Annotated in this window: 14 protein-coding genes; 3 read left to right on the forward strand and 11 right to left on the reverse strand. The window is 66.3% G+C overall.

Going from position 1 to position 16,834, the window contains the following annotated elements:
• Window positions 1-31: 31 nt before the first annotated feature.
• From HCA61_RS09735 to HCA61_RS09765, 7 genes are all read right to left on the reverse strand, one after another.
• The gene (locus HCA61_RS09735) at window positions 32-1,255 is read right to left on the reverse strand and encodes a histidine kinase (RefSeq protein WP_169687924.1); all 1,224 of its coding nucleotides are present in this window, start codon (window positions 1,253-1,255) and stop codon (window positions 32-34) included.
• 48 nt (window positions 1,256-1,303) lie between these two features.
• Window positions 1,304-2,941, reverse strand: coding sequence for a Na+/H+ antiporter (locus HCA61_RS09740; protein WP_169687925.1), 1,638 nt, complete (start codon window positions 2,939-2,941; stop codon window positions 1,304-1,306).
• A gap of 109 nt (window positions 2,942-3,050) precedes the next feature.
• Entirely contained in the window at window positions 3,051-3,239 is a 189-nt protein-coding gene (locus HCA61_RS09745) for an antitoxin (protein ID WP_169687926.1), read from the reverse strand.
• 79 nt (window positions 3,240-3,318) lie between these two features.
• Entirely contained in the window at window positions 3,319-3,603 is a 285-nt protein-coding gene (locus tag HCA61_RS09750) for an antitoxin (RefSeq protein ID WP_169687927.1), read from the reverse strand.
• 94 nt (window positions 3,604-3,697) lie between these two features.
• Complete coding sequence (locus tag HCA61_RS09755; RefSeq protein ID WP_169687928.1) at window positions 3,698-6,175, reverse strand: HAD-IC family P-type ATPase; 2,478 nt, start codon at window positions 6,173-6,175, stop codon at window positions 3,698-3,700.
• 55 nt (window positions 6,176-6,230) lie between these two features.
• A complete protein-coding gene (locus tag HCA61_RS09760) occupies window positions 6,231-7,349 on the reverse strand; it encodes an MBL fold metallo-hydrolase (RefSeq protein ID WP_169687929.1) in 1,119 nt (372 codons plus the stop codon).
• Window positions 7,346-8,077, reverse strand: coding sequence for an enoyl-CoA hydratase (locus tag HCA61_RS09765; protein ID WP_169688015.1), 732 nt, complete (start codon window positions 8,075-8,077; stop codon window positions 7,346-7,348). The genes HCA61_RS09760 and HCA61_RS09765 overlap by 4 nt, the downstream gene beginning before the upstream one ends.
• Before the next feature lie 151 nt (window positions 8,078-8,228).
• Here HCA61_RS09765 and HCA61_RS09770 point away from each other — a divergent pair, with 151 nt between their 5' ends.
• A complete protein-coding gene (locus HCA61_RS09770; RefSeq protein ID WP_169687930.1) occupies window positions 8,229-9,215 on the forward strand; it encodes a hypothetical protein in 987 nt (328 codons plus the stop codon).
• A 47-nt stretch (window positions 9,216-9,262) separates the two neighbouring features.
• Here HCA61_RS09770 and HCA61_RS09775 read toward each other — a convergent pair whose 3' ends face one another.
• From HCA61_RS09775 to HCA61_RS09790, 4 genes are all read right to left on the reverse strand, one after another.
• Window positions 9,263-11,149, reverse strand: a complete 1,887-nt coding sequence (locus HCA61_RS09775; protein WP_169688016.1) for an ABC transporter ATP-binding protein — start codon at window positions 11,147-11,149, stop codon at window positions 9,263-9,265.
• Between the two features lie 65 nt (window positions 11,150-11,214).
• Complete coding sequence (locus HCA61_RS09780) at window positions 11,215-12,948, reverse strand: ABC transporter ATP-binding protein (protein ID WP_169687931.1); 1,734 nt, start codon at window positions 12,946-12,948, stop codon at window positions 11,215-11,217.
• 91 nt (window positions 12,949-13,039) lie between these two features.
• Complete coding sequence (locus tag HCA61_RS09785) at window positions 13,040-13,243, reverse strand: hypothetical protein (RefSeq protein WP_169687932.1); 204 nt, start codon at window positions 13,241-13,243, stop codon at window positions 13,040-13,042.
• A gap of 11 nt (window positions 13,244-13,254) precedes the next feature.
• Window positions 13,255-14,142 (reverse strand): SPFH domain-containing protein, encoded by an 888-nt coding sequence (locus tag HCA61_RS09790; protein WP_169687933.1) that lies wholly within the window; start codon window positions 14,140-14,142, stop codon window positions 13,255-13,257.
• Between the two features lie 170 nt (window positions 14,143-14,312).
• On the opposite strand from HCA61_RS09790, the gene HCA61_RS09795 reads away from it, so the two are divergent.
• Both HCA61_RS09795 and HCA61_RS09800 read left to right on the forward strand, forming a co-directional pair.
• The gene (locus HCA61_RS09795; RefSeq protein WP_169687934.1) at window positions 14,313-15,422 is read left to right on the forward strand and encodes an NAD(P)-binding domain-containing protein; all 1,110 of its coding nucleotides are present in this window, start codon (window positions 14,313-14,315) and stop codon (window positions 15,420-15,422) included.
• On the forward strand, window positions 15,419-16,513 hold the full coding sequence (locus HCA61_RS09800) for a trypsin-like peptidase domain-containing protein (RefSeq protein ID WP_169687935.1): 1,095 nt from the start codon (window positions 15,419-15,421) through the stop codon (window positions 16,511-16,513). The genes HCA61_RS09795 and HCA61_RS09800 overlap by 4 nt, the downstream gene beginning before the upstream one ends.
• The last annotated feature ends 321 nt before the right edge of the window (window positions 16,514-16,834 follow it).

Consider the following 16,834-nt stretch of genomic DNA (forward strand, 5'->3'; position numbering starts at 1 on the left):
AGCAGACTCATCGTGCCACGAACGAATCCGATCACGGCCTGATACCCGCCCGGAACTTCGGCACCCGCATGCTCACCTTGGTGCCTGCGCCCGGTGCAGTGTCGACGATCAGGCCGTAGTCGTTGCCGAACGCCGCACGCAACCGGTCGTCGACGTTGGCGAGACCGACGTGCGCTGATTCCTTGACACTGCTTCCCTCGCTGCCATCGGCGGTCGAATCGAGCATCCCCGAGCGCAGCAGTTCCGGTTCCATGCCTACTCCGTCGTCCTCCACACTGATGATGCAGTCGGTCCCCTCGTCGGCCGCAACGATCGTGATGGTGCCTGTCCGTGTCGACTTGCCCGCAATGCCGTGCCGCACCGCGTTCTCCACCAGCGGCTGCAACGCCAGGAACGGCAGAGCGACGTTGAGCACCTCGGGCGCAACCTGCAGCCGAACCTCGAGTGCATTGCCGAAGCGGGCCCGTTCCAGCGTCAGATAGCGGTCGATATTGCGCAGCTCGTCGGCGAGCAACGTGTACTCGCCGGTCGCGCGGAAGGAGTACCGCGTGAAATCCGCGAAATCGAGCAGCAGCTCGCGAGCACGATCGGGATCGGTACGAACGAACGAGGCCACAGTATTGAGCGCGTTGTAGATGAAATGGGGACTGATCTGCGCCCGCAAGGCACGCACCTCGGCGCGATCGAGACGGGCACGGGACGCGTCGAGTTCGGCGAGTTCGAGCTGGCTGCACGCGTACCGGGCCACTTCGGTGAGGGCACCGAGCAGCGCAGGCCCCGGATCAGCGGTGGTGACGACACCGAGCACACCCGCGACACCGACATCGTCGACGACCAGCGGCTGGGCGACCACGGCACGTGCGGCGAAATCCTGCGGCCCCCGCTCGAGGGCAGCGTGCCCGACGAGCACACGCCGCTCGCCGTCGATCGCGCGGTTCGCAGCGATCCGCACCTGCCCGGACAGCGATTGGAACGGCCCGTCCCAGGCGAGCAGGTCGCCGTCGGCGTCGAACAGGGCCACGGCCTGCGCTTCGGCGAGCAGCTGCCGCAGATGCGGCGCCGCTTCTCGAGCCGACGTCGCGTCCAGGCCGCTGCGCAAGGGTCGCGCAGCGAGCGACGCGGTGTGCAATGTCGCGTGTACCGCACGCTCGGCGGGTGTCGTGACGACTCTGCGGGTACGTGCCCATACCGCGGCAATCCCCGAGCCGACGAGAAACACCGAGACAGCGACGACGAGGAGGACGGTTCCGGTCACGAACTCACGCTACGACGTCTGCTCGTCGATCGATCACGACCGCGCCGGTCAATCCTTCCGGTCACGCCGGTCGATCCGCTCCTCCGCCGCTGCCTCCTCGATGTCGAGACTCTCGAGTTCCGCACGCAACGTCTCGTCGTCGAGGGAGCCGTCGTCGCGCGCGGCGATCAGCGCGGTGCGTTGCGCGCGCAGTACGGCGCGGCGGAACCGGTCGAACAACGCTCCCGCGTCCTGGCTGCGTTCGATGTCGATCTCGGACTCGGCGCGCTCGGCATCGACGCGAGAGCGAATCGATCGTTCGACGCGCTCGAGGATCCGCCGCACCTTCGCCGTGTCCGCTCCATCGGGCAGTTCTGCTGCGAGGGCCTGCAGCCTGTCTCTCGCCGCATCGGAACTGATGGATCGTGCAAGTGCCCGCTGTTCCTCGGCGCGCAACTGCTCGTACGGGTCGGTGACATCGAGGCGCCGGATCAAGACCGGCATCGTCGAACCCTGGATCAACAGTGTGCCGACAGCGACGACGATCGCGGTGAGATGGATGACCTCGCGGCCCGGGAAGGGCTCACCGGAAGCCAGCACGAATGGGATACCGCCTGCGGCGGCGAGGGTCACCACGCCGCGCATCCCCGCCCAGGACACCACGATGTGTTCCCGGAAACTCAGGGCGTCGCGGCCGAGCCTGCCCAACCCGACCGTCCGGGCGGCTCGTCTCCGACCCCAGTTCAGCAATCCCCAGATCGGGCGGACAAGCATGACCACAACCAGTACCGCGAATGCGTAGAACAGGATCGTGACGACGTCGTATCCGTTGTCGGTCACTTCGTCGAGGACGAACTTCAGCTGCAATCCCATGTAGGCGAACACGAACATCTCGAGGAGGATGTCGAGACTCTCCCAGACGAATCGTTCCTGCAGCCTCGTCGTGACCGACAGATCGGTCGAGCGGTGCCCCATGTACAGACCCGCTGCCACGACCGCCAGCACTCCGGACGCGTGGATTTCCTCGGCAACGAGATACGCGGTGAACGGAATGGCCAGACCCAAAGCGGTTTCCAGCGAGGGATGGTCCATTCGGGCGCGCACCCAGTGCACGGCCACAGCAAGCACGAGCCCGACCACGACACCACCGACGACTTCGTAGCCGAAGAACACGACCGGCGAGTCGACGAAGACCTGGGTCCCTACCACCGCGGAGACAGCGACCGTGAACAGAGTCAGGGCGGTGGCATCGTTGACCAGGCCTTCGCCGGTGAGGATGGCGATGACTCGCTTCGGGAGACCGAGCTTCCGGCCGACCGCGACTGCGCTGACAGCGTCGGTGGGCGCGACCACGGCACCGAGAACCAGTGCGGCACCGAACGTCAGCTCCGGGACGAGCCATTCCGCAAAGAACGCTACGGCGAATGCCGTGACGAGGACCGTCCCGATACCGAGCCGGAGGATATGCGACAGGTTGCGTTTGAAGGTGGGGACGGAGAATCGCACCGCGGCCGAATACAGCAGCGGCGGGAGGACGACTCCGAGGAGAACGTGCGGCTCGAGTTCCAGCTGCGGTAGGCCCGGGATGAATGACGCGAGCGCCCCGATCACGACCAGTACCAGTGGTGCCTGCAGGTTCCCGCGGTTCGCCAATCCGGTCACGGCGATCGCTGCGACGACCACCAGAAGAATCCAGGTTCCGCTCACCTGGTCGATTGTGCTTCAGGAACCCTGTGGCGTGGGTCCGAAGCACGGCGGTCCGAAGCACGGCGCCCCACACACGCCGCGGTGTCGGGGCGTGTGTGGGCAGAGGCCTTCAGGCTGTGCCGAGCCCCTTCTTCGCCGCATCCTGGGCGGTGTCGACCTTGTCGGCGAACTTGCCACCGGTCTTCTCGTCGGCCAGGTCACCGACCTTGTCGATGGCCTCGTTCACCTTGTCGGGGTGTTCGGCAGCCAGATCCTTGCCCTTGTCGACGAGGCCCTTGACCTGATCCATGAATCCCACAGCGTGTCCCTTTCGTTCGGTATCGAGCGAAGGAATCCTCGCACAACCGACGGACCTCGGGTCTGCGGGCTGACCTGGGCTATGGAGTATGCGGCCCCGGCTGGGGATCCTGGCCTGGATCGGACTGCGGGCCCGGATCGTCTCCGGGGCCGGATTGTGCGCCGGGCGCAGGGTTGCCGGTGGCGCCGAGATGCTTCTTCGCAGCGTCCTGCGCCTTGTCGACGTGCTGCGCATACTTGCCGCCGGTCTTCCCGTCGATCGCATCGCCTGCCTTGTCGATGTAGCTCTGGGCCTTGTCGGGATTCTGCGCGGCGTAATCCTTGCCCTTGCCGAGCAGGCCCTTGACCTGATCCATGAAACCCATGCCGCTCTCCTTCCATCGGTGCGGTCGTCGACACGAGTTCCACCGGGTAGGTCTTGCGAAACATGCATCGACGAATCCAGGCAACAGTGGTCGGTCAGTGTACTCCCGGGAGCAGGTCGTCCGGGGCTGCGAACAGACGCCGGTGCTCGCCGTGCAACCGCCCGGAAATCCACCAGATGGCCTCGACGAGCACCACCCCGATCGCGCCACAGGCAACCGCGATGGTCGAGTAGGCGATGTTCGATGGGTCCAGCGCGAAGAATTCGCGCGTGAACGGCACCGAGAACAACACCACATATCCGAGCAGCGACCCCACGAGCAGCACAACCTTCCACCACTGGTACGGCCGTGCAACAACGGCGAGCACCCACAGCGCAATCATGATCAGCGTGATCAACGCCGATGTCCCGGCTTGAATCTTCTGTTCCTCCGTCTGCTCCGGGCCCCCGTAGACGAGCACGTAGCAGACGAATGTGGCCACACCGATCACGACACCCGACGGGATGGCGAGTCGCATCACCCGCGACACGAAACCCGACCGCGCACGTTCGTTGTTCGGTGCGAGCGACAACAGGAATGCCGGGATACCGATGGTGAACCAGGCCGCGATCGTCACGTGGCGCGGCAGGAACGGATACGGCAGCGGCTCGAAGTCGAACAGTTGGGAGAACACCCCCGATATGCCGATCAGGAATGCGAGCAACACCGAGTACACGGTCTTGGTGAGGAATAGGTTCGAGACGCGTTCGATGTTGCCGATGACGCGACGCCCCTCCCCCACCACATAAGGCAGCGTGGCGAACTTGTTGTCGAGCAGGACGATCTGCGCCACCGAACGGGTCGCCGGACTGCCCGATCCCATGGCGACACCGATGTCCGCGTCCTTGAGCGCCAGGACGTCGTTGACACCGTCACCGGTCATCGCGACGGTGTGCCCCCGCGACTGCAGAGCACCGACCATCGCGCGTTTCTGATCGGGTCGCACGCGTCCGAATGTCGTTGCCGTTCCCACGGTCTCGGCAAGAGCATCCGGGTCGTCGGGCAAAGTCCGGGCGTCCACCGGATTCTCGCCACCCGGAAGGCCCAGCGACGACGCAACCGCACCCACCGACACGGCATTGTCGCCGGAGATCACCTTGACGTCGACCTTCTGGCCGGCGAAATATTCGAGAGTGTCCTGCGCATCGGGCCGGATCCGTTGCTCGAGCACCACCAGCGCCTGCGGTGTCACCGTGCCGGGGGCTTCAGGGTCGTCGACGGGACGGTCGCTGGAAGCGAGCAGCAGCACCCGTAGCCCCTTCGCTCCGATCTCCTCGGCCTGCCGCGCGAAATCCGATGAGGGATCGAGCAACACGTCCGGAGCGCCCAGCAGCCAGTTGCCGTGCTCGCCGTACGACTGCCCGCTCCACTTCTTCGCCGACGAGAACGGCGCGACCGCAGTCGATTCCCCCCATCCCGGATCATCCGGGAATGACTCGGCGATCGCGAGCACACTGGCGTTCGGTCGCGGATCGTCGGCGGCAATCGCGGCCAAAGCCTCGCGCGCGGTAGCGAGGTCGGCCCCGACCGCGGCGACGACGTCCGCCAGCCGCATCCCGTTCTCGGTGAGCGTGCCCGTCTTGTCGGCACACACGACGTCGACGCGGGCAAGCCCCTCGATCGCGGGAAGTTCCTGTACGAGGCATTGTCGGCGGCCGAGCCGGATCACGCCCACTGCGAACGCGATCGACGTCATCAGCACGAGACCTTCGGGCACCATCGGCACGAGCGCTGCCACCATGCCGCTGAGCGCCGGTCCGAGAGCTTCACCGCTCGAGAACAACTGGTTGTAGATGATGAGCAGGCCCGCGGGAATCATCAGGTAGGTGATGAACTTCAGGATCTTGTTGATTCCCGAGTTGAGCTCGGAATGCACCAACGTGAACTTGCTGGCCTCGTCCGCGAGCCGCGCGGCGTAGGCGTCGCGACCCACCTTCGTCGCCCGGTACGCACCGCTGCCCGACGCCACGAAACTGCCCGACATCACCGTCGACCCCGGCGCCTTGTCGATCGCGTCGGCTTCACCGGTGAGCAGCGATTCGTCGAGTTCGAGTGCAGCCGCATCGACCACGACACCGTCGACCACGAGCTGGTCGCCCGGCCCGAGCTCGATGATGTCGTCGAGTACCACTTCGCGCGGTGACAGCTCCGCGGAGATGCCGTCCCGCCGGACAACCGGTTTGGCCTGACCGACAATCGCGAGCTTGTCGAGGGTTCGCTTGGCGCGTATCTCCTGGATGATGCCGATCCCGCTGTTCGCGATGATCAACAGGCCGAACATGCCGTCGATGATCGACCCTGTGAACAGCACGATCAGGAAGAGCACACCGAGGATCGCGTTGATGCGCGTGAACACGTTGGCGCGCACGATGTCCTTGACCGACCGTGAGGCCCTGTCCGGGACATCGTTGGTCTCTCCCCGCGCAACGCGCTCGGCGACCTCATCGGCCGTCAGGCCGTTCCGGACGTGTGCGGGATCGGTCACGACCGTATCGCCTGGCCCGACCGTCGTGGTGGGCTCGTCAGCTGCCATGGAGAACAGGTTATTCCAGTAGGACTCAGCAGATCGGCGACACCACCCCTGCACATCACCCCAATGCCGTCCACCAGGGCTCGTCCGCCCGATGCCGCGACACATCCACTCGCTGTCCCGGCATCGGCACTGCCGTCGCGACACCGTCGGCCTCCGCGGCGGGCAGGAGGCGCGCGATCGGCTCCGACCAGGCGTGGAAAGCGAGGTTGAACGTACCCCAGTGCACCGGCACGAGGAGGCTGTCGCGGCGCTCGGTCCCGCCGAGGTCGAGGTGGGTTCGCACCGCCTCTTCCGGGTTCATGTGGATGTCGGGCCACCGTAGGTCGTACGCCCCGACGGGGAGCAATGTCAGGTCGAACGGCCCGTACTTCTCACCGAGATCGGCGAATCGGCGGGTGTATCCGCTGTCGCCTCCGAAGAACACCGAGTGGGCGGGACCGGTGAGCACCCACGACGACCACAACGTGATGTTGCGTTGCAGACCTCGGCCCGAGAAATGGCGGGCTTCGGTGCACGTCACCGTCAGTCCGTCGATCTGGGTGTGTTCGTCCCAGTCGAGTTCGACGATGCGCTCTTCGGGCACCCGCCATTTCCGCAGGTGCGCTCCTACCCCGACGGGCACGAGGAACTTGGCGCGCGGCTGTATTGCCGCGAGCGTTTCGACGGTGAAGCGATCGAGATGGTCGTAGTGGTCGTGCGAAATGATCACCGCGTCGATCTGCGGGAGCACAGCGAGTTCGACCGGTGGGCGATGCAGGCGCATCGGGCCGATCGTCGACGAGGGCGAGACCCGATCGCTCCACACCGGGTCGGCGAGAACGCGATATCCGTCGATCTCGACCAAGGCGCTCGAATGCCCGAACCACGTCACCGCAAGCGGCCCGGAATCCACGGGCGCGACGTACGGGGCGATCGGGACGTCCCCCATTGGTCGTCCGCGGGACCCGCGGGCGAGAAGGTCCTTGACGAACCCACCGCCGGCCTCGGGATCGAGGGCAGACGAGGGCTCGGTGTTGTGGAACCGTCCCTCCCGGTACTGCGGCGAACCGGCCGCATACGGGCGGATGTCGGACACCGACGCACCGATCGATGTGGGTAGCCCACGTGCGGCGCGAGCAAGCCACGCGAGCCCGACGCCCGCGGCGGCGGAGGACGCCACCCGCCCGAGATTCATCGGCCCTGGAAGATCGGGTCGCGGCGTTCGGCCCGCGCTCGGCGTGCTTCCTGCGCGTCCTCACTGAGCCACGCCGCGGCGGCGGCAGCCTGCTGTTCGGCGGTGGGGTCGCGGCGCGTGCCGTCGTCGTTGAGGAAGAGTTTGTGTGCGTGCATCGACAGCGGTGCGAGCTTCGCGATCTCCTGCGCCCACGCCTGAGCTGCCGCCAGATCGCCGATCTTGTTGGCGAGACCGTAGGCGAGTGCGTCGTCGGCCTCTATCGCTTCGCACGCGAGCATCACCGTGCGGGCCCTGCCACCACCGACGAGCGATGCGAGCCGCCGCACCGTCCACCGGTCCACCGAGATGCCCAGCTTCGCCGCCGGCACCGCGAATCGCGCGCCGGGTGCCACTACGCGCAGGTCCGACGCGAGCGCCAGCTGGGTGCCCGCTCCGATCGCCGGACCGTTGACTGCGGCGACCACCGGGAGCGGTGCCTCCACGATCGTGCGGAGCAGCTCGGCGAGACTGTCGGTGAATCCCTCGGCATACACATCGCCGGACAGATCGGCACCCGCACAGAACGACGTACCGCGTCCGGTGATCACGACCACCCGCGCGTCGTCCTCCACGGCGTTCTCCACGGCCTCGCGGATTTCCACACACAACTGGGTGGTGAGCGCGTTGCGGCGTTCCTCACGCTGAAGTTCCACCGTCACCACGGCACCGTCGCGGCTGATTCCGATCATCACTACCCCATCCTGTTCGACTCGAGCATCCGCATCATCCCACCACCACACCCGCGGTGAGGAAGTCGATGACCATTGTCCCTGGACCTCGGAACGCCTACAGCGAACAATGGGGACCAGGTCCGACCTGTCGCACGAATACGGAGCCGTCATGAGCACCCGGATTCCCGATTCCGACGTGGTGCGGATGGCCGTGGATCTCGCGTGCCGCGCACCGTCGGTACACAACAGCCAGCCTTGGCGCTGGCGGTACGAGACCGGGGCACTCGATCTGCACGGCGACCCATCACGCATGCTCGGAGCGGTCGATCCTTCGGGCAGGCAACTCGTTCTGAGCTGCGGCGCAGCACTGCATCACCTGCAGGTTGCGTTCACCGCGTTGAAATGGTCGACCGAGGTCCGGCGTCTCCCCGACGGTGCCCACTCCGATCATCTCGCCACCGTGCGTTTCGGGCACGGCGCCCGACCGGCCTCGCACGATTTCGATCTCGTAGCGGCAATCAGGCGACGCTATTCCGACCGTCGACCGCTCGCAGCCCCCGACGCAGCCGCGACGCGGAGCATCGTGTCGTGCGTCGACCCGAGTGACGCGCAGGTGACGGTCCTGTCTCCCGTCGCACGGGAGATACTGGCCGACGCGACCGCGCGCAGTGCCGCGCTCCGTCGCTACGACACCGCATACCAGGAAGAACTCCATTGGTGGGCGGGACACACCACCGAGACCACCGGCATTCCGCCCGAAGCGTTGGTGACCACGGAGCAACATCGCCGGGTCGACGTCGGACGCCGCTTCCCCGCGGGCAGCAGAACCACTCCGGACAGCACAGCAACCGAGATCGATGCGTCGACCGTCCTGCTGGTAAGCACCTCGTCGGACGAGCGGCACGCGTGGCTGGCCGCCGGTCGGATGCTCTCGGAACTACTCCTCGAGGCGACGGCGCACAGCTTGGCGACATGCCCCCTGACGCATGTGACCGAACTCCCGGGTAGCCGGGAGATCATCGCCGGGCTCATCCCCGGCGGCGGCTGTCCGCAGGCGCTGATCCGGATCGGGACGGCCGCTCCCGAAGGCCGGCCCGCACCGACGCCTCGGCTGCCCACCGAGTCGGTGTTGTCGGTCGCGCCGAGCCGACGCTGACCGATCACTCGGCAGCGATCTCGATCAGTCGTGCTCGGCCACGCTCGTCATGCCTGCTCGACGATCGTCGGCCGTTCTGCGTCGTCCACAGTCTCCACCGGGCCGGTGAACTGACTGATGTACAGGTCGTAGTAGGCACCGTGGACTGCGAGCAACTGCTCGTGGTTGCCCTGTTCGACGATGTGTCCGTCCTCCATGACGACGATGACGTCGGCATCGCGGATCGTCGAAAGTCGGTGTGCAATGACGAAACTCGTCCGGTCGGTGCGTAGCGTCGCCATGGCCTGCTGGATCAGCAGTTCGGTGCGGGTGTCGACGGAACTGGTTGCCTCGTCGAGAATGAGTACGACCGGCTTGGCCAGGAAGGCCCGGGCGATCGTGATCAGCTGTCGCTCTCCGGCACTGACGCCGCCGCCTTCTTCGTCGAGCATCGTGTCGTACCCGTCCGGCAAGGCCCGCACGAAGTGGTCGACGTGGCTCAGCTCGGCCGCCTCGATGACTTCTTCACGACTGGCGGTCGGGTCACCGTAGGCGATGTTCTCGTAGATGGTGCCGCCGAACAGCCAGGAATCCTGCAGGACCATCCCGGTGCGTTCCCGCAGATCGTCGCGGGTCATGCGGCGCGAATCCACACCGTCGACGCGGATCGTTCCCGAGTCGACGTCGTAGAACCTCATGATGAGGTTGACGAGGGTGGTCTTGCCTGCGCCCGTCGGTCCCACGATCGCGACCATGTGCCCGGGTTCGGCCACCAGCGACAGGTTCTCGATGAGCGGCTTGTCGGGCACGTAGCGGAATGACACGTCGTCGAAGTCGATGCGCCCGCTGTTCGTCGACGGGGTCTGCGGGGCGGCCGGATCTGTGCTTTGTTCCTCTGCGTCCAGAATGTCGAAGATCCGCTCTGCCGAGGCCACTCCGCTCTGCAGGAGGTTGACCATCGAGCCGATCTGGGCGAGCGGCTGGGTGAACTGACGCGAGTACTGGATGAACGCCTGCACCGACCCGAGGCTGATCGAGCCCGACGCGACCTGGAGTCCGCCGACGACTGCCACCGCGACGAAGTTCAGATTGCCCAGGAACATGATGGTCGGCTGGACCAGTCCGGAGATGAACTGGGCGCGCCAACTCGAGTTGTAGAGCTTGTCGTTGCGGGTGTCGAACTCGTCCTCGACCTCCTGCTGCCGACCGAACGCCAACATCAGTTCGTGTCCGGTGAACGCTTCTTCGACCTGCGCGTTGAGTTTGCCGGTCGACGACCACTGCGCGGAGAAGTGCGGCTTGGATCGCCGAGCGATCAGGACGGTCGCGACGATGGACAGCGGGATCGCCACCAGCGCGATCATCGTGAGCAGAGGCGAGATCGAGAGCATCATGATCAGGATCGCGATCACGGTCAGCACCGAGTTCAGCGCCTGGGAGACGGTCTGCTGCAGGCTTTGCGACAAATTGTCCAGGTCGTTGGTGACGCGGCTGAGCAGATCCCCGCGCGGGGTCGTGTCGTAGTAGTGCAGAGGCAGACGATGGACTTTGTCCTCCACATCGGAACGCAATCGCTTGATCGTGCCGACGACGACGATGTTGAGCAGATAGGCACCGACCCACGCGAGCAGCGCCGATCCCAGGTAGAGGGCGAGAACCGTCAGGAGTACCCGTCCGACGGCGGTGAAGTCGATGCCGACCCCGGGGGTGAGATCCATCGAGCCGACCATGTCGGCGAACGTGTCCTGCCCCTGTGCCCGGAGGTCGGCGACCGCCTGCTCCTTGGTGGTACCGGCGGGAAGCATCCGGCCGATGACACCGTTGAAGATCAGGTCGGTGGCGTGACCTAGGACCCGTGGGGCGATCGCCGTGAGGATCACGGATCCGACGGTCGCAGTCAGGATCACGATCATGAAGCCGCGATACGAGACGAGCAGGTGCAGCAGCCGCTTCATGGACGGCACGAACGATCGGGGCTTCTGCACCGGTGCACCCAGCGGCTGCCTGCCGCCCGGGCCGGTCACGACCGTTCCTCGACGGCGAGCTGCGAGCGGACGATCTCGGAGTAGGTCTCGCACGAATCGAGCAGCTCGTCGTGTTGCCCCAATCCGACGATCCGTCCGCGATCGAGTACCACGATCTGATCGGCGTCCATGATCGTCGATACGCGCTGCGCGACGATGATCACCGCAGAGGCGGTGGTCGCGGGTCGCAGCGCAGATCTCAGGCGCGCGTCGGTCGACAGGTCCAGAGCCGAGAACGCGTCGTCGAAGAGATAGATCGACGGCCGGCGGACGAGGGCCCGCGCGATCGCCAGGCGCTGCCGCTGACCACCCGAGACCGTCGTGCCGCCCTGGGCGATCGGCGTGTCCAGTCCCTGCGGCATCGCGCGGACGAACTCGTCGGCCTGTGCGATGCGCAGTGCCTCCCAGACCTCGTCGTCGGTGGCGTCCGGCTTCCCGTAGCGCACATTGGAGGCGACGGTGCCGGAGAACAGATAGGCACGTTGCGGCACCAGCCCGATCTCCGCCCGCAGCACGTCGGGGTCCAGGTGTCGGACATCGGTACCGCCGACCAGGACCGCGCCGTCGGTGACATCGATCAGGCGCGGTACCAATCCGATCAGGGTCGTCTTGCCCGAACCCGTCGACCCGATGACCGCAGTGGTGGTGCCGGGGTCGACGCGGAAGGTCATTCCATCCAGAACCGGACTGTCGGCGCCGGGGTAACGGAACTGCGCGTTGCGGAACTCCACGGTGGCCGGATCCTCGTCGAAGCCGATCGGTTCGGCGGGCCGAACCACCGAGGTCTCGGTCGCGAGGACCTCACCGATCCGTTCCGCGCACACGGTCGCTCGCGGAGCCATCATTGCGAGGAACGACGCCATCATGACCGACATCATGATCTGCATGACGTAGCTGATCATCGCGCTCAGTGCACCGATCTCCACAGTGCCGTCGGAGATCTCGTGCCCGCCGACCCAGATGATCGCGACGATCGTCACGTTCGTGATCCCCATGACCACGGGGAACATCAACGCCATCATCCGTCCGACTCGCAGGCTCGCGTCCGCGAGTTCGTCGTTGGCGACCTCGAACCTGTCGGCCTCGTACCGTTCCCGGACGAATGCGCGGACCACGCGGATCCCCGTGATCTGCTCGCGCAGGATCCGGTTGACGCTGTCCAGCCGGGCCTGCATCACCCGGAAACCGGGGACCATCACCCGGATGATGAGGGCCATCGTGATACCGAGAATGGGCACCGCCACCACGAGTACCCACGCCATGGGTGCCGCGACGTGAATCCCCATGGCGATCCCGCCGATACACATGATGGGTGCCGTGACCAGGATGAACGAACTCATCACCAGCAGGAGCTGGACCTGCTGTACATCGTTGGTGGTACGGGTGATCAACGACGGCGCACCGAACGTGCCGACTTCGCGCGCCGAGAAGGTGTTCACCCGGTGCAGCAGATCGTGGCGGAGGTCGCGTCCCACGGCAAGCGCCCCGCGGGCACCGAAATACTGCCCGCACATCATGCAGACCAGCTGCACGAATGCCACCACGAACATCCAGCCGCCGATCCGCAGGATGTATCCGGTGTCGCCTTTGGCGACACCGTTGTCGATGATGTCGGCATTGAGCGTCGGCAGGTAGAGCATCGCGACAGTTGCCACGAACTGCAGGATCACCACCGCCACGACGTTCACGCGATATCGCGGCAGGTAAGTGACGATCAGGCGGATCAGCATGACGGCATCACCCCACGACCCTAGCGGGGGCGATCATGATTCGACCAGAGAATTTCACCGGCCCGAATACGTTCGCGTGGCGGAGATCGAATCACTCGTCTTCGTCGGCGCGGGGACGACCGGGACCCCGGATCCGCCCGGCATCGCGTGGCATCCGTCCCGCGTCTGCCAGGGCGCGACGCAGGACGAACTCGATCTGCGCGTTGGTGCTGCGCAGCTCGTCCGAGGCCCACCGCGCGAGCGCGTCGTGAACCGCGGGGTCGAGCCGCAACAGCACCTTCTTACGTTCGGCCATGCCCGTCGTTCCTACTGGTAGAGCGAGCCGGTGTTGACGACGGGTTGTGCATTCTGGTCGCCGCAGAGGACGACGAGCAGGTTGGAGACCATCGTGGCCTTGCGTTCCTCGTCGAGCTCGACGGTATTCTCGGCGACGAGTCGGTCGAGCGCACTGCCGACTATCGTCACGGCGCCCTGGACGATCTGTTCGCGCGCGGCGATCACTGCACCGGCCTGCTGGCGACGCAGCATGGCCTGCGCGATCTCGGGTGCGTACGCGAGCTGGTTGATGCGGGTCTCGATGATGCGGACGCCGGCGGACTGCACGCGATCGTGGACCTCCTCCGACAGCCTGGTGGTGATCTCGTCGGCGTTCTGGCGCAGCGACATCACCTCGGTGGGACCGTCGTACGGGTAGCTGCCTGCGATGTGACGAACGGCGGCTTCGGTCTGGACTGCGACGAATTCTTCGAAGTCGTCGACGTCGAAGACTGCGCGGGCGGTGTCCTCGACCTGCCAGACGATGATGGCGGAGATCTCGATCGGGTTGCCGTCGGCGTCGTTGACCTTCGCCCTGCCCGTTTCGTGATTGCGGATGCGCGTGGTGATCTTGCGGCGCGAGTTGAGTGGGTTCATCCATCGCAGACCGGGTTCGCGCAATGTTCCCGAATACGACCCGCCCAGTAGCTGCAGCACGCGAGCCTCGTTGGGTTCCACCAGCACCAGGCCCGCGAGTAACACGGCGACGACCACGAAGACCACCGCGCCGATGACGATCACGGGAACGTTGATCTCGATCGCGCCCCACACGATCAGTCCGATCGCGACGAGGCCGACCACGAGGCCCGCGACGAGTACCGCCCATCCGTTCGACGAGCGGCCTGGTCGTTCGACTGTGAACGTGTCCGCTGTGTCCATGAATTCCCTCCGATACCTTGACGATATTAAAGTGATATCACATTATTGTCCGGCGCGCGAGCATGAACCAGACGTTCCGGACACCGCCCCTTCCCCCTGCACAGTTGCCGCACACGACCCCGCGCCACGGGGCATCATTGATCTCACGAGAGCCGACCGGGAGGGGTTCGATGACGGTGGAGGACACCGCGGCCGACACGGAGGCCGTCGACGTCGTCGTGATCGGCGCCGGGCAGGCCGGGCTGTCGTCCGCGTACTACCTGCGTCGATTCGGTGTCCGCCCCGAAACCGGCTTCGTCGTCCTGGACCGCTCCTACGGACCGGGCGGAGCGTGGCAGCACCGATGGCCGTCACTGACGTTGAGCACCGTCAACGGCGTCCACGATCTACCCGGGTCGTCGTTCGAGGACATCGTCGGTTCCGACGCCGGCCTCGTCCCCGCGTCCACGGCTGTGCCGGAGTACTACGCGGACTACGAAGAGCGGTTCGAACTGCCGGTGCACCGCCCGGTCCGGGTGACGGTGGTCTGCGATCGCGGCGACCACCTGCGCATCGAAACCGACTCCGGCGTCTACACCGCCCGGGGCATCATCAACGCCACCGGAACCTGGGAACATCCCTTCGTCCCGTGGTATCCCGGAGCCACCCGCTTCCGCGGGCGTCAGCTGCACACCAAGGACTATCGCTCCGCCGACGAATTCGTCGGCAAACACGTCCTGGTCGTCGGCGGAGGCATCTCGGCAGTGCAGCTACTCGACGAGATCTCCCGCGTCACGAGAACCACCTGGACCACCCGTCGCGAACCCGCTTGGCGCACCGAGGAATTCAGCCCAGAAATCGGTCGGGCCGCGGTCGCACTGGTCGAGGACCGTGTGCGACGAGGTATGCCGCCCGGCTCCGTCGTCTCCGTCACCGGACTGCCGGTGACCCCGGCGATCCGGGCCGCCCGCCAGCGCGGCGTCCTCGAGCGGCAGCCCATATTCTCGGAGATCACCGAGACCGGCGTCCAGTGGCCCGACGGATCACAACTCGACGTCGATGTCATCCTGTGGTGCACAGGATTTCGCAGCTCTCTCGATCACCTCGCGCCGCTGGACCTGCGCAACCCCGGCGGCGGGATCACCTTGACCGGACGACTCGCGACCCAGGTCGAGAATGATCCCCGAATCCACCTGGTCGGCTACGGTCCGTCGGCGTCCACCATCGGCGCCAACCGTGCGGGGCGCGCAGCGGCTCGCGAACTCGTCGACCATCTGGAGGCGGAGGCGCACGCGACGTGACGGGACGCGGGGGGTCGGCGCTGCTGGTGGCGTTCGTCGCCACCGCGAGCCTGCTCGTGAGCGCACCCGCCGTCGTCGAGGTCGGCTCACCGGCTCCCGCACCCGTCGCGGCACCCGCGCCGCCACCCCCGCCCCCGCTGTCGTTCGACGAGCTCGCCGCCCGGACCGAATCAGTGGTGGTCAACATCGACGCGAGCCGAGGGTGGAGCGGCGTCGCGGGCACGGGCATCGTCCTCACCCCCGACGGCGTGACACTGACCAATCATCACGTGGTGAGCGGCGCCACCGAGATCACCGCAGTCAGTCCCGCGACCGGGCTGATCTACGACGTCGTCGTCACCGGCTACGACCCCACCCGAGACATCGCGGTCCTGCAGCTCGGCGCGGCGCACGACCTGCCGGTCGCTACCCTCGCCGACGCGCCACCCGAAGTCGGATCCCTGGTCACCGCCTTCGGCAATGCCGACGGCGGTGGCGTCGTCGTCGCAGCACCGGGCACCGTCGTCGCCCACGACCGCAACGTCGTGGTGCGTGACTCCACCGACGGATCGCGCCACCGGCTCACCGGCATGCTCCAGACCGACGCGGCAATCCGCCCCGGCGATTCCGGTGGGCCTCTCGTCGACGAGTTCGGTGTGGTCGTGGGGGTCAACACCGCGGGTTCGGTCTTCCCCGACCCGTCGGAAACCATCGGGATCGACACCAGCGGAGCACCCTCCGAGGCGTACGCGGTGCCGATCAGCGAGGCGCTCGATGTACTGGAGCAGGTGCGAAGCGGGGTCGGTTCCGAGACCGTTCATGTGGGCCCCACCCCGCAGCTCGGCGTCAGCGTCACCACCGCTCGCTCCGACGGTGGCGACCGGGGCGCCGAGGTGCTGTGGGTCTCGTACGGCTCTCCCGCCTACCACGCCGGCCTCGAAACAGGCTTCGTGATAATCGCTTTCGATGGCGCGCCGGTCTCCTCCACCAACGATCTCGAGGATGCGCTGCGCCGGCACCGGCCGGGCGATCGGGTGCGGGTCGAATGGATCGACGAGGCAGGAGTTTCGGGCTCCACCGACCTGACGCTCGAAGCGGGCCCCGTCCGCTGATACCCGATCGAGCATGCAGTTCTCGTCGCATTCTTCGAGAGGAGGCGACGAAAACTGCACGCTCGACGACGAAATTCGGTTGCCGACCCCCGTCCGACCGGCCGACACTACGGAAGGCAGGACGGAGGAACAACGTGCACGACACTACCGCGCGGTGGGCTCGCGGGCCGGCTCGTCCATTCCGGTGGCAGCAGTACCGGGCACTGGTCCTCACGTTGTCGCTGGGAATGCTCGCGGCGGGCATGGGCGTTCCCCCCGAGATGTGGACACCAATACCTATGCGGCGGAAGCCATCATAGTCGATCTCTGCTCGAACTCGAT

The organism is Rhodococcus sp. HNM0563 (assembly GCF_012726195.1).
In the GTDB taxonomy this organism is placed as follows: domain Bacteria; phylum Actinomycetota; class Actinomycetes; order Mycobacteriales; family Mycobacteriaceae; genus Rhodococcus.